General features: G+C 43.4%; 10 protein-coding genes. 7 read left to right on the top strand and 3 right to left on the bottom strand.

All coding sequences use genetic code 11. From position 1 onward, the window contains the following. Positions 1-9: 9 nt before the first annotated feature. Positions 10-474 carry a thioesterase family protein gene (locus ACROAE_RS16535; RefSeq protein WP_432403725.1) on the bottom strand — a complete coding sequence of 155 codons (465 nt, stop codon included), beginning with the start codon at positions 472-474 and terminating at the stop codon, positions 10-12. A gap of 389 nt (positions 475-863) precedes the next feature. On the opposite strand from ACROAE_RS16535, the gene recQ reads away from it, so the two are divergent. Beyond that, on the top strand, positions 864-2,708 hold the full coding sequence (recQ, locus tag ACROAE_RS16540) for a DNA helicase RecQ (protein WP_432403727.1): 1,845 nt from the start codon (positions 864-866) through the stop codon (positions 2,706-2,708). 50 nt (positions 2,709-2,758) lie between these two features. Here recQ and ACROAE_RS16545 read toward each other — a convergent pair whose 3' ends face one another. Then, positions 2,759-4,588 (bottom strand): diguanylate cyclase domain-containing protein, encoded by a 1,830-nt coding sequence (locus tag ACROAE_RS16545; RefSeq protein ID WP_432403730.1) that lies wholly within the window; start codon positions 4,586-4,588, stop codon positions 2,759-2,761. A gap of 552 nt (positions 4,589-5,140) precedes the next feature. Between ACROAE_RS16545 and leuA the strand changes: the two genes are divergently transcribed. The 6 genes from leuA to glpK all read left to right on the top strand — a co-directional run bounded on the left by leuA (position 5,141) and on the right by glpK (position 13,517). Continuing rightward, a complete protein-coding gene (leuA, locus tag ACROAE_RS16550) occupies positions 5,141-6,709 on the top strand; it encodes a 2-isopropylmalate synthase (protein WP_432403733.1) in 1,569 nt (522 codons plus the stop codon). After that, complete coding sequence (gene leuB / locus ACROAE_RS16555) at positions 6,706-7,800, top strand: 3-isopropylmalate dehydrogenase (RefSeq protein ID WP_432403735.1); 1,095 nt, start codon at positions 6,706-6,708, stop codon at positions 7,798-7,800. The genes leuA and leuB overlap by 4 nt, the downstream gene beginning before the upstream one ends. Next, positions 7,800-9,212 (top strand): 3-isopropylmalate dehydratase large subunit, encoded by a 1,413-nt coding sequence (gene leuC, locus ACROAE_RS16560; protein WP_432403737.1) that lies wholly within the window; start codon positions 7,800-7,802, stop codon positions 9,210-9,212. Before leuB ends, leuC begins: the two co-directional genes overlap by 1 nt. A gap of 19 nt (positions 9,213-9,231) precedes the next feature. Then, complete coding sequence (leuD, locus tag ACROAE_RS16565; protein WP_432403739.1) at positions 9,232-9,837, top strand: 3-isopropylmalate dehydratase small subunit; 606 nt, start codon at positions 9,232-9,234, stop codon at positions 9,835-9,837. A gap of 561 nt (positions 9,838-10,398) precedes the next feature. Beyond that, positions 10,399-11,751 carry an outer membrane protein transport protein gene (locus ACROAE_RS16570; RefSeq protein ID WP_432403742.1) on the top strand — a complete coding sequence of 451 codons (1,353 nt, stop codon included), beginning with the start codon at positions 10,399-10,401 and terminating at the stop codon, positions 11,749-11,751. A 269-nt stretch (positions 11,752-12,020) separates the two neighbouring features. Then, the gene (glpK, locus tag ACROAE_RS16575) at positions 12,021-13,517 is read left to right on the top strand and encodes a glycerol kinase GlpK (RefSeq protein ID WP_432403744.1); all 1,497 of its coding nucleotides are present in this window, start codon (positions 12,021-12,023) and stop codon (positions 13,515-13,517) included. Positions 13,518-13,853: 336 nt separating this feature from the next. Here the strand turns inward: glpK and ACROAE_RS16580 are convergent, their stop codons facing one another. Then, positions 13,854-14,174 carry a hypothetical protein gene (locus ACROAE_RS16580; protein WP_432403746.1) on the bottom strand — a complete coding sequence of 107 codons (321 nt, stop codon included), beginning with the start codon at positions 14,172-14,174 and terminating at the stop codon, positions 13,854-13,856. Between the last annotated feature and the right edge of the window lie 54 nt (positions 14,175-14,228).

Below are 14,228 nucleotides of genomic sequence, written 5' to 3' on the forward strand. Positions count from 1 at the left end.
GATGCTAAATTAACCCACCATATAAGTGCCTGTACCAAAAGCAATATGAGTGCCTAACTCATTATGTAATTCCATTCGGCAAACAGATACTCGGTTGCCCGCCCTAATCACTGTGCCGGTACCGGTAAATATTTCTCCGCGACCAGGGCGCAAAAAATCAACCCGCATATCAATGGTGCCTAAGGTGGTTAAGCGTTGTTGTAATTCTTCCATTGTCCAGTCATCACGGCTGGCAACTAGCCCTGCAAAGGCGGTTAGACCACCCACTACATCAAGTAACGTTGCGGTAACGCCACCATGAAGAATGTTTTGATGGATGTTACCAATCAGTTCGGGTTTCATTTTAATCACGACCTCAACCCCATTAATGTCGTAATGCTTAATGTCTAATCCGAGTAAATTATGGAATGGTACGTGTTTATCAAAAATCTCTGCAACTTGTTGTAAGGCTTTATCTTGAATAGATGAAGTCATGGGCAATCCTTGTCGTATTTAACCTGAGCTCGGGATAATAAACGCCTTTCAAACAGTCCTTTGCCCTGCTAACTGCGTTGAATCGACTTACAATAGGCTAGCTATTGACGCGTCAATTCGCCTTGTTAGCAGAACAAATGACAAGCTTGAAAGTGATGGTGGGTAAATTGTTGATTTTAAAAGGTATAAGTTCATCCCTTATCCCGGGCTCAGGTTGATTTATTATTTTTGTATGTATTTTCAATGCGCATAGAGTATTTAATCTAACGCTAAAGTGTTCAATACTCAATCATCATCGGCATGTTAAATAAACCAATTGCACTTTGCTTCAAGACATCTGTGGCTGAGTGCTTTAAAATGACCATCCTTTAAATGACATCATAGTGTGAATGGATAATCTGACTTCAACGCCAAGCCCAACTCTTGATACTGCTGCAGAGCAGGATGTGTTATCGGCCAGTTTACAGCAGGTATTTGGTTATCGTGCCTTTCGTGAAGGGCAGCGAGACGTGATTGAGCGCAGTTTACAAGGCCAAGACACCTTAGTGATAATGCCTACTGGTGGCGGTAAGAGTATGTGCTACCAGTTACCCGCTTTAGTCTTGCCGGGTGTGACAGTCGTTGTATCGCCTCTGATTTCATTAATGAAAGACCAAGTAGACAGTTTGTTGCAAAGCGGTGTTGCTGCAGCGTATCTCAATTCATCTTTACCGCGTGAGCAAAGTGCAGAAGTGCTTCGTAGACTGCATGCAGGCGAGATAAAACTCTTGTATGTATCGCCTGAACGCTTATTGCGTCCAGACTTTATAGAGCGTTTGCAATCTGTTGAACTTTCGATGTTTGCGGTAGATGAAGCACATTGTATCAGCCAGTGGGGCCATGATTTTAGGCCTGAATATGCAGCCCTTGGGCAGTTAAAAGCGTATTTTCCGTATATTCCGTTAATGGCATTAACTGCCACCGCAGATCAAGCGACACGACTCAGTATTTGTGAACGCTTAAATATTGCTCCGTATACCTTATTATCAAGTTTTGACCGTCCAAACATTCGTTATACCGTGGCTGAAAAATTAAATGCAGCCAACCAGTTGCGTCAGTTTGTCACTATACAAAATGGTGCCAGCGGTATTGTATATTGCAGTAGTCGCCGCCGAGTGGATGAAGTGGCAGAGCGCCTGCGTTTACAAGGATTTAATGCTCAAGCATATCATGCGGGGATGAGCCAAGATGAGCGTGCTGATGCACAAGACAAATTTTTAAAAGATCAGATTGATATTGTGGTTGCCACGGTGGCTTTTGGTATGGGAATTAACAAATCAAATGTGCGCTTTGTGGTGCATTACGATATCCCTAAAAGCATTGAAGCTTATTATCAAGAAACCGGCCGAGCGGGACGAGATGGTTTAGAAGCTGAAGCGTACATGTTGTTTGACCCTGCCGATATTGGTCGGGTGAGGCATTTAATTGAGCAATCAGAACCCGGTCCGCAGCAACAAGTTGAGTTTCATAAGTTACACACTATGGCTGCTTTTGCTGAGGCGCAAACCTGTCGCCGTCAGGTATTATTGAATTATTTTGATGAGGTGGCATCTGAGCCTTGTGGTAACTGCGATATTTGTTTGGACCCGCCTAAACGTTACGATGGCACCGAAGATGCGCAAAAAGTATTGTCGTGTATTTATCGCTTACAACAACGCTTTGGTATTCACCATGTAATTGATGTACTCAGAGGTTCTAAAGCCGCAAATGTGGTTGATAGAGGCCATGATAAGTTAACCACTTGGGGGATCGGTGCCGATAAATCGACAGAGCATTGGGTCAGTGTGTTGAGGCAGTTAATTCACTTAGGGTTGGCGAGTCAGGATATTACTCGAGGTTCAAGTATTCGCTTAAATCCAGCAGCAAGAACAATTTTAAAAGCTGAAATGACCTTAATGTTGGCTGAGCCGCGGATCCAGCTACTCGATGTTAAGCGTAAACCGAATACCCGCGCGGTACAGCAGTACGATCGTAAATTATTTGCACGATTAAAACTCTTGCGCCGAGAGCTCGCTGAGCAACATGATATTCCACCGTATTTGGTCTTTAACGATGCTACGCTGGCTGAGATGTCAGCCATGCTGCCTACCAGCCCAGGTGAAATGCTTGCAGTAAACGGTGTTGGCCAAATAAAACTTGACCGTTTTGGCTGTGAGTTTTTAGATGAGATCAGTGACTATTTAACAAAAGGCTAACGCTTAGCCTTTATGTTTTAAATACGCCGTGTGTAATGGCCAAATGTCAGTTAAGTGACTTTGGTGTCTTGTGGTTTCATTTTACTCAATTGATTTAATATCGCTCGCTTCATCAAGACTTCAAATGTGTCTAACTGTTGTAAACTCGCCAGACCGATACTGGTTTTAACATCGCTTTTCCAATTGCTGAGTATCTGTTCTATTTGATGCATGACTCTAGTTGCCCCGGCAGATGATGTGTGAGGCAACAGAATAATTAACTCATCGAGGCTATGGCGAAATAGCAGATCTTGCTCTCTTAATGCCAATTGAAACTGCTGTTCAACATAGGGAATATCCACCTGACGGATACGATTGATATTAACCAGTAGCATACTCATTTGATAATGACCTTGTTTGGCATTGAGCAGTGCGTTGTCAATCCGTTGTTGTTGTTGAGTTTCTTCTTTTTTGTCGACTAATACCGCTTGTGGTTTTTTAGTCAGAAAGAGCACTAAACCAATCGATAACAATAAGATAATCAACGCGGTAATCGCAAGATTTTGATTCATATTAGATGTTGGTTCTTCATCGATAGGTTGGGGGTTATTTTGCTCTGCTAAGCGGGCTTGATACTGGATAAAGTGAGCGTTATTGAGTTTAGCGGTGGCTTGTTTGGTTGCATCAAAGCGTTGCACCTGAAATTGATAAGCTAATTCAAACTGATTGTTTGCTGCATAATATTCACTAATGATCTGAGTAAACTCTTCCAGATCGGAAAATTGTTTAAGTTCGTTAGCTTGCTCGATAATCTCATTGAGCAATGATATTGCTTGAGTATCTTTTTTCTGCGCGAGATAAATCTTGGCTAATGTCCGTTTTATGCGCATGACATAGATCGGCTCTTGAAATTTGGTAAGAACGCTAATGCTTGATTTCGCTTGTTGTTCTGCAATATCGGTATTACCGACATATAAGTGAATCCCAGAAAGTATTGCATTACTTATAGCTAAGTCTTTCTCCGCTGTATTTTTATGATTTTCTAACTCAGCGGTATGCAGGTAATTAAGCACTTTCTCTTTATTATTTAGTGTGATGTGTATTCGAGCAAGGTTGATAGCAAATGCAAAATTAAGTTTACCGAAGGAGGAGTTATCTTGCTCTACTTGCTCAGCAAAATGTAAAGCTTCTGCAATGTCACCCATAGAAAAAAATACGTTAGATATCTCTGCTTTTAAATAAGACTTAGGCAGTAAATACCATTGTTGAAATTGTTCTTGTGCTTCATCAAAAATATCTAATGCTAAGCGTAAATCTTCAATCGATTGGTTGTAATTTTCTAAGCTTGTATTTTGTCTACTGCGTAAATACAGGCCATTAACAATAGCTTGTTTTTCAGAATATCGCCTTGCTAGTCTCAATGCTTCTTCTGTCAGACGTTGCTCTTGCAATACATTACCAAGGCTTTGATTTGCAGAAGCTTCGCACTGAATAAAATAAGGCCTAGCAACATCGTATTTTAATTGTCGTGCATTGGTTTCACCTTGCTTGGCAAGCGTGATTGCCTGACTGAATTCACCAAACTCGAGTAAATTAAAGCAACGCAGTAAGCTTAATCGTAGGGTTTCTATGTTGCTAAAAGATTGAGTGCTTTGTTGGCGTTCAAGCGCGGTTAAGAGTGTTCTTGCGTCTTCTGATTTTTGCGAATTGATATTACTAATCACATCCAATTGTTCACTAACATTGAGTGACTGAGTTTTCTGGACGATGTCGTCACTGAGTAATAGCTCTTGCGAAGGTAGAGATAATGCCGGTGCCGCGATGGTAAAAAGCAATAAACTAAACATAAAGCTCATAATGCGATTAAATTTATATTTATTGGCTTCTTTCGAACGGGTCATCGGTTACATCTACTCAAATTGGGTTGCTTGAAGTATACGATTTTTTAATCGTGGATACATAAATATATAAACGATGCAGCCACTTAAGTTCACAAATTTTGATCTAGCACTGTTAGGTACTTATGATAAAAATATGCCCTCTGAGCGCTGGCGAGATTGCATGTGCTGAGCGTAATGAGGTACTAGTACGTCGTAATCTTTCTCAAGTTGAGTAATTTAGGGTTGACAGCGGAGCCAGCTCGCGTTAAATATTAGCTATAGAGAAATGTATACAGAATATTTATTTACTCAATATTACGTAATGTGAATATAAAATTATTTTAAGTGAATACTAAAACCATGAACACACAATCGATTTTACTCGGACTCCTTCTCCTCTCTCGCATAGACTGCGCGGAGTCCTTTGTGTTACATGCGAGATAAATTATTCAGCATACACAAACCCCGCGCTAATAGCCGCGGGGTTTTTTGTTTATAGCCCTTTTGAAACGAGCCAGTTGTGATGTTTGCAGTTAGGTGAAATACATACAAGATGGTCGATGGAGAAATTCGATGTCCGATAGAGTCATAATTTTTGATACTACGTTACGTGATGGTGAGCAAGCACTTGCCGCGAGCTTAACCGTTAAAGAAAAGCTGCAAATTGCGTTGGCTCTTGAGCGTTTGGGCGTTGATGTGATGGAAGTGGGGTTTCCTGTGTCGTCTCCTGGCGATTTTCACTCAGTGCAAACTATTGCTAAAACCATTAAAAACAGTCGTGTGTGTGCGTTATCTCGTGCGCTTGAAAAAGACATTGATGCCGCCGCACAAGCCTTGTCAGTGGCTGATCAGTTCCGTATTCATACTTTTATTTCTACCTCGACAATTCATGTCGAAAGTAAATTAAAACGTTCTTTTGATGATGTATTAGAAATGGCCGTTAATGCGGTTAAATACGCCAGACGTTTTACCGATGATGTTGAGTTCTCATGTGAAGATGCTGGCCGTACGCCAATAGATAATTTGTGCCGTATGGTTGAGGAAGCGATTAAAGCTGGGGCGCGTACCATTAATATTCCTGATACCGTTGGTTATACCGTGCCAAGTGAGTTTGGTGGCATTATTAAAACGCTTTTTAATCGCGTGCCCAATATCGACCAGGCTGTGATTTCAGTGCATTGTCATGATGATTTAGGTTTGTCGGTGGCTAACTCGATTGCCGCGGTTGAAATGGGCGCGCGCCAAATTGAATGTACCATTAATGGTATTGGTGAGCGTGCAGGTAACTGCTCACTAGAAGAAATCGCGATGATCCTGGCAACCCGAAAAGGTTTACTTGATTTGGATTGCGGTATTAATGCTAAAGAGATCCACCGTACATCGTCGTTAGTGAGTCAGCTTTGCAATATGCCTATTCAAGCAAACAAAGCGATTGTCGGTACTAATGCATTTTCGCACTCGTCAGGTATTCATCAAGACGGCATGCTAAAAGCCAAAAATACCTACGAAATTATGACGCCAGAAAGTATCGGTCTTAATCGTAACAACTTAAACATGACCTCGCGCTCAGGCCGTCATGTGATTAAACATCGCATGGAAGAAATGGGTTATCAGCCAAGCGATTATGATATGGACAGCCTTTACGAGCAGTTTTTAACCCTAGCGGATAAAAAAGGTCAAGTATTCGATTACGATTTAGAAGCCTTGGTGTTTATGGAGTCGCAAGCGCAAGACGACGATAAGTATCAGCTTCAGCACATGATGGTGCATTCAGATTCTACAGAAGGTGTAGCGACAGCCACGGTACGTATTGCTGTTGATGGTAAAGATATTACTGAGGCTGCCACAGGCAATGGTCCTGTCGATGCGGCCTATAATGCCATTGCCAGAGCGACAGAACGTAAAATCAATATTACTAATTACAAGTTAAGTGCAAAAGGCGAAGGTCAAAACGCACTAGGACAAGTTGATATTACCGCTAAATATAACGAACAAATGTTCCACGGTGTGGGTTTAGCAACAGACGTCGTTGAAGCTTCAGCACAAGCGTTAGTGCATGTGATGAATTTAGTATATCGCGCAGATAAAGTGGCTGATTTTAAACAGCAGATCCATAAAGAAAGGGAGTTAGGTGGCGTATGAGTTATCAAATAGCAGTTTTGTCGGGTGATGGTATTGGTCCAGAGGTAATGGCTGAAGCACGTAAAGTGTTAAGTGCCGTAGAAACACGTTTTGGATTGGATATTAACTACACCGAATATGATGTTGGCGGCATCGCCATTGATAATCATGGTTGTCCTTTGCCTGACGCTACCTTAAAAGGTTGTGAAGCCGCTGATGCGATTTTATTTGGCAGTGTTGGCGGCCCTAAATGGGAGCACTTACCGCCGAATGATCAGCCAGAACGTGGCGCATTATTACCATTACGGGGCCATTTTGAGCTATTTTGTAATTTACGCCCAGCAAAATTACACGATGGTTTAGAGCATATGTCACCACTGCGCAGTGACATATCAGCCCGTGGTTTTGATGTATTGTGCGTGCGCGAGTTAACCGGAGGCATTTACTTTGGCAAACCAAAAGGTCGTCAAGGTGAGGGTGATGATGAAGAAGCGTTTGATACCATGCGCTATAGTCGCCGCGAGATCAGCCGTATTGCCCGCATTGCATTCGAAGCCGCCCGTGGCCGTAAAAACAAAGTGACTTCGGTAGACAAAGCTAACGTGTTAGCGTGTTCAGTCTTATGGCGTCAGGTTGTTGAAGAGGTTGCTAAAGGCTTTCCGGATGTGACCTTAGAGCACATCTATATTGATAACGCGACTATGCAGCTGTTGCGTCGTCCTGACGAATTTGACGTGATGTTATGTTCAAACTTATTTGGCGATATTTTGTCAGATGAAATTGCCATGTTAACCGGCTCGATGGGCTTATTATCATCAGCTAGTATGAACAGCACAGGTTTTGGTTTATTTGAACCCGCAGGCGGCAGTGCGCCAGATATTGCAGGTCAAGGCATTGCCAACCCCGTTGCACAAATTTTATCTGCGGCATTAATGTTACGTCACAGCTTAAAACAAGAAGATGCAGCAAACGCCATTGAGCGTGCAGTCACCAAAGCATTATCCAATGGTTACTTAACCGGTGAACTGTTAACGGCAGATAAGCGCAGCGAAGCTAAGTCGACAGCACAAATGGGTGATTATATCGCTCAAGCAATTCAGGAAGGTGTGTAATGGCTCAAGTAACAGGTAAAACCTTATACGAAAAAGTATGGGATGCGCATATTGTGGCGAGCCCAGAAGGCGAAGCGCCAATAGTGTATGTTGATCGCCATTTAGTGCATGAAGTGACCTCTCCTCAAGCCTTTAGTGGTTTAAAAGTGGCAGGCCGTAAATTACGTGCCCCAGAAAAAACCTTTGCCACCATGGATCATAACACCTCAACACGCAGTGCAAGTTTAGATGCGTTAAGCCCAATGGCACGTACGCAAGTTGAAACTTTAGCGCAAAACTGTAAAGAGTTTGGTGTGCGTTTATACGACATTCACCATCCTAATCAAGGGATTGTTCATGTAATGGGGCCAGAACTGGGTATTACCTTACCCGGTACGGTGATTGTATGTGGCGACTCGCACACCGCAACCCATGGTGCATTTGGCGCATTGGCATTTGGTATTGGTACCTCAGAGGTCGAGCACGTGCTTGCCACCCAAACACTGCGCCAGTTAAAAGCCAAAACAATGAAAGTAGAAGTACGCGGCAAGGTGACCGATGGCGTCACTGCCAAAGATATCGTATTAGCTATTATCGGCAAGTTAGGTATGGATGGCGGTACCGGTTACGTGGTTGAATTTTGTGGTGAAGCTATTGAAGCATTAACCATGGAAGGTCGTATGACCTTGTGTAACATGGCTATCGAAATGGGAGCTAAAGCCGGTATGGTGGCGCCAGACCAAACCACCTTTAATTATTTAAAAGGCCGTGAGTTTTCACCAAAAGATGCGATGTGGGAGCAAGCTGTTGCAGCATGGTCTGAGCTTAAAACTGATGCAGATGCCGTGTTTGATGTTGAAGTGGTTTTAGATGCTAACGACATCGCACCACAATTAACCTGGGGTACTAACCCTGGGCAAGTTGTGGCCATTGATGCCGTGGTGCCTAATCCGCAAGATGAGCCGAACATGACCAACCGCACCAGTATGATTAAAGCATTAGAGTACATTGGCTTAACGCCGGGTACTAAAATGACCGACATCAGCATTAATAAGGTGTTTATTGGCTCTTGTACTAATTCACGTATTGAAGATTTACGCTCAGCAGCTGTGCATGCCAAAAACCGTAAGGTGGCAGAGGGCGTTGTGGCGATTGTGGTACCCGGTTCTGGCCAGGTAAAACTGCAAGCAGAGGCAGAAGGCTTAGATAAAATCTTTATTGAAGCTGGTTTTGAATGGCGTTTACCGGGCTGCTCTATGTGCTTGGCGATGAATGATGACCGCTTAGAAGCGGGCGACCGTTGTGCATCAACCAGTAACCGTAACTTTGAAGGTCGACAAGGTCGTGGTAGTCGAACGCATTTAGTTAGCCCAGCAATGGCTGCAGCAGCGGCGATAGCGGGTCACTTTGTCGATATTCGTCAACCTTACTAAACCGAGATAGGAGATAAACATGCAAGCATTTACTGCCCATACCGGTTTAGCGGTAACCATCGACAGTGCAAATATCGACACCGATCAGATTATTCCGAAGCAATTTTTATCTAAAGTGACTCGTGATGGTTTTGGCGTACATTTATTCCATGATTGGCGTTATTTGGATGATGCAGGCGATAAACCCAATCCTGATTTTGTACTTAATCAGCCACGTTATAAAGGCGCATCAATTTTATTAGCCCAAGAAAACTTTGGTTGTGGCTCGTCGCGCGAGCATGCGCCGTGGGCCTTAGCTGATTTTGGGCTAAGAGTGATTATTGCCCCGACATTTGCGGATATTTTTTACGGCAACTCAATCAATAACGGCCTATTGCCAGTTAAGTTACCTGCAGAGCAAGTACAGCAATTAATCGATGAAGTTGCAGCCGAAGAAGGCGCACAAATTACCGTCGATTTACAAGCCTTAAAGGTAACTTCACCTTCTGGTGCTGTATTTAACTTTAGTTTGGTTGAATCCGCTAGGCATAAACTGCTTAATGGCCTTGATGCGATAGGTTTAACCTTGTCATTTGAACAGCACATCAGTGACTATGAAACCCAAATTCCACCATGGTATGCGTAAGCGATTTAAATGTCATTTATACGGCTTAGGCTCCCGCAGTGAGTGCTTATGACACTGCTGATTAGCGAGTTAATTGACTAATTAATTGGCTAGATAATTGGCTAGATAAGTGAACCATGAGTGATAGTTCTGTGTTGAAAACCTCTTTTTGCTCGCAAAGAGAGGTTTTTTTATTTTTATTTGTAAATTAATTTATGTTTGCAAGAGGTTAAATCATTCTGTGGCATGTGAACATAAGCGACTAAAACTGACCATTAAAGCTAACTCGCGTGCTATTTTGTGTTATCTATGATTTTGTTTTTTAAAGATAATTTTTTTATTTTCTGTCGATGATTATATTTGAGCGTACAGTTATTTATATTTTTACTTTTTTACCCACTCATACAAATTAAAACCTTGCGCTAGATCACAGTTTCAATTCTTACCATTGTCTCCATTGTGCAAGCTGACGCCAGTTGCAAAGCGGTTTGGGATCCGTACACTGATGCCCTCATTTGAATCGAGCTTTTGCTCTATTTAGGTCGATTTAAGCAGTATGAATCTTAAACACAGAGAATGAAAATGAAAAAAACAGTGTTAACATTGGCGATCAGCGCCATTGTCTTTGGGGCAACAACTCAAGTCAACGCAGCAGGTTTTCAGCTTGCAGAATCTTCAGCTACCGGTTTGGGCCGAGCGTATGCGGGTGAAGCTGCAATCGCAGACAATGCCTCAACTCAAGCGCGTAACCCAGCAATGCTAGCGTATCTTGAAGGCCGTCAGCTTTCTACAGGCGGTATTTACGTGATGCCTGATGTCGATGTGTTAGGCGACGTGAGTGTCACCTCTCCTTTGTTAGGCTCAGATGCAGTTGTGATGAATGCTGATGAAATCGATGTTGCAGATAATGCACTCGTACCTAATTTTTATTACTCTAACCAATTGAATGATCATTGGACTTGGGGTCTGGCGGTTAATGCTAACTATGGCCTAGCCACCGAAACCGACAAAACAAGTGCGGCAGCTATTTTTGGTAGCCACACAGCCATCACCACGGTTGAATTTAATCCTAACATCGCGTATCGCATTGATGATGAGTTTACTGTGGGTGCCGGCCTTCGTATGGTGTATGGCGAAGGTGAAGTTAGCGCAACAACGCCAGCTTGGATTGGTGCCATTAGTGCCAACCCTAATGTGCCAGCAAGCATATCAGCACGTTTACCATCAGCAGGTACAGAACTTAAATCAATGGAAGGTGATGACATTGGCTATGGTTGGAAAGCAGGAGCGAGCTGGCAAATCAATACCAGCAACCGCATCGGATTAGCTTATCACAGTGGTGTCGACCTAGATTTAGACGGTACAGTCTCTGGTGTGGTGTATGACGGCGGACAAGATATTAAGATTGATGGCTATCTGCCTATCGAATTGCCTGCTTTTGCTGAACTGGCTTCTTATCACCAACTAACAGAGAACTGGGCGATGCATGCCAGCATCAATTGGACTGAGTGGAGTACATTTGAGCGACTAGTGGCATACTTCCCTGGAGAGGTTAAACCGACGGGCGATATTGAGTCAGATATTGTGAAAGAAGAAAACTTTAAAGACAGCTGGCGCTATGCCATTGGTACAACCTACACCGTAAACGATCAGTGGACGTTACGCGCAGGTTTTGCACTTGATAAAACGGCAGTCGATGATGAACACCGTACTACTACTATTCCAGACACAGATCGTTTCTGGTTTAGTATGGGGACTGGCTACCAAGTGTCTGAAAACTTGAGTGTCGATCTTGGTGTCACTTATATTCGTATGCACGGTGATGCACCGATTAGCGAATCTCAAGACTTGCTTGGTCTGGCAACTATCGACTTCAATGGTGAAGCCACTGGTGATGTATGGTTAACCGGTGTACAACTAAGCTATAAGATGTAAAAGTCTTTGTAATCTAGCTCGCTGGGCCTCGCATTTGCGGGGCTTTTTTATACTATGATGATAACGTTGATGCTGCCAGGATAGCTTTTTATTAAAGAAAGGTTATTGGTAGGAAGTATCATCATAAGAAATATAAGCCATTTGCTATTACTGTGAAACACAGACTAATACTTGCATTAAATTTATATGTCGATGTAGGATGTGCTATTGGCTTATTAAGCAGATAAATCATATAAAAATAATCATGTCAAAATGATATAGGAAATCAGATGGTTGCTAAGAAATACATCGTCGCGTTAGACCAAGGTACCACCAGTTCTCGTGCGATTGTGTTTGATCACCAAGCGAATATTGTCGCCGTTGCGCATCGAGAGTTTACTCAGCATTATCCTCAAGCAGGGTGGGTTGAGCATGACCCAATGGAGATTTGGTCATCGCAAAGCTCAGTATTGGTTGAAGTGTTAACGCGTGCAGGCATAAGCCGTCATGATGTGGCTGCCATTGGTATTACTAATCAGCGTGAAACCACCATTGTATGGAATAAGCACACTGGCAAACCTATTTGTAATGCGGTTGTATGGCAATGTCGTCGTAGCCAGGGTATTTGCCAACAGCTTAAAGCGCAAGGCGCCGAAGAGATGGTGCGCCAAAAAACTGGACTGGTATTAGACCCGTATTTTTCTGCTTCAAAAATCAAATGGATTTTAGACAATGTTGAAGGTGCTCGCGAACAAGCCGAGGCCGGTGATTTATTGTTTGGTACGGTTGACACATGGTTAGTGTGGAAACTTACCCAAGGTGAAGTGCATGTTACCGAGCCGACTAATGCATCACGCACCATGCTCTTTAATATTCACACCCAAGAATGGGATCAAGATTTACTTGAGTTATTTGATATTCCACGTGCCATGCTGCCAAGCATCAAACCGTCGTGCGCCATCTACGGTTACACCGAACTGGCAGGTAACCATGTTCCGGTTGCGGGTATGGCAGGCGACCAACAATCTGCGCTATTTGGCCAGCTTTGTATCGAACCGGGTATGGCTAAAAATACCTACGGAACTGGGTGCTTTTTATTGATGAATACTGGCGAGAAAGCGGTTGAGTCGACACATGGATTGCTAACCACAGTAGCCATTGGTGCCGACGCTAAAGTCAACTATGCGCTAGAGGGGTCTGTCTTTATGGGCGGGGCGGTAATTCAATGGCTGCGCGATGAGCTAGGCTTAATTGCAGACGCTTGCGATACCCAATATTTTGCAGAAAAAGTGGATGACACCAATGGTGTGTATTTAGTCCCTGCTTTTGTTGGATTAGGCGCGCCATACTGGGATGCAGATGCCCGTGGTGCCATTATTGGGCTTACTCGTGGTGCGAATCGTAACCATATTATACGTGCAGCGTTAGAAGCCATTGCATATCAATCGCGTGATGTGTTGGATGCAATGAGTAAAGATTCGGATGTGCCACTAACCGAAATCCGCGTCGATGGCGGTGCGGTGGCTAATGACTTTTTAATGCAATTTCAAGCCGATATTACAGGGGCGAAAGTGATTCGACCATTAGTGACCGAAACAACGGCAATGGGCGCGGCATTTTTAGCAGGTTTAGCGGTTGGTGTGTGGGAGTCTACTGATCAACTAAAAGCCATGTTATCTACTGAGCGCGAATTTATTTCTACGATGGATCATGACCACAGAGCTGAAATTTACGCTGGCTGGAAAAAAGCGGTGTCGCAAGTGAGCCCTAATAGTCCTCCGCAATAATTCGGTCGAGATTAAAAAATAAGGCTTATACCAATTCCATTAATTATGTGACCAATCAGAGTCACTCAGATTGTTCAGTTTGAGGCGCATTGTTGAAATAATGGTTATTCCCTTCTAAGACAATGCAACAAAGAAATGAACGGTCTGAGTGTCTCCTGCAAGGCGGGTTTCTGTGCCTTCTATGCTGCTTAATAGCATTTTGACGTACGACTGCATGGATGCAGAAGGTAGAGCAACGCAGGAGCAGTTGCCGAGAGCAACTATATCTTCAATCCTATTATTTGCCTAGAAGGCACAGAAATCCCGCTGAATGACCAGATAATTAGTGGAATGGTATTATATCTCTATATCAATAAGCTGGCTGGCGGTTTCTCCACGAGTGGAAAAGCGCTCGTCAGTGTTCATTCTTCTTAATCGACTGCCATCATTCTTTTTGTCATCTATGCTGCGTAATGTTGAGCGGCGCTCTTTGCGGAGAAGGACTTTTTTAGCAACAACGGTTTTATGAGTTATGTGAGGGGGTAATTGTGACTGCGGCGCTTCATGGCTGTCGGCGCTAATAGCGCTAGAGCCTCGCACTTGTTCAACAATCCTTCTTCGCTCGCTCACCGCGCGCACAGGTCTCGCTAACATGGCATAAATGCTGTCGATACTCATGTCGCGTCCTCCTGAGCCAATAAATACAATCGTTATGTTGTTAACTATACCTGT

Source organism: Shewanella sp. MF05960, assembly GCF_050849305.1.
GTDB lineage: Bacteria > Pseudomonadota > Gammaproteobacteria > Enterobacterales > Shewanellaceae > Shewanella.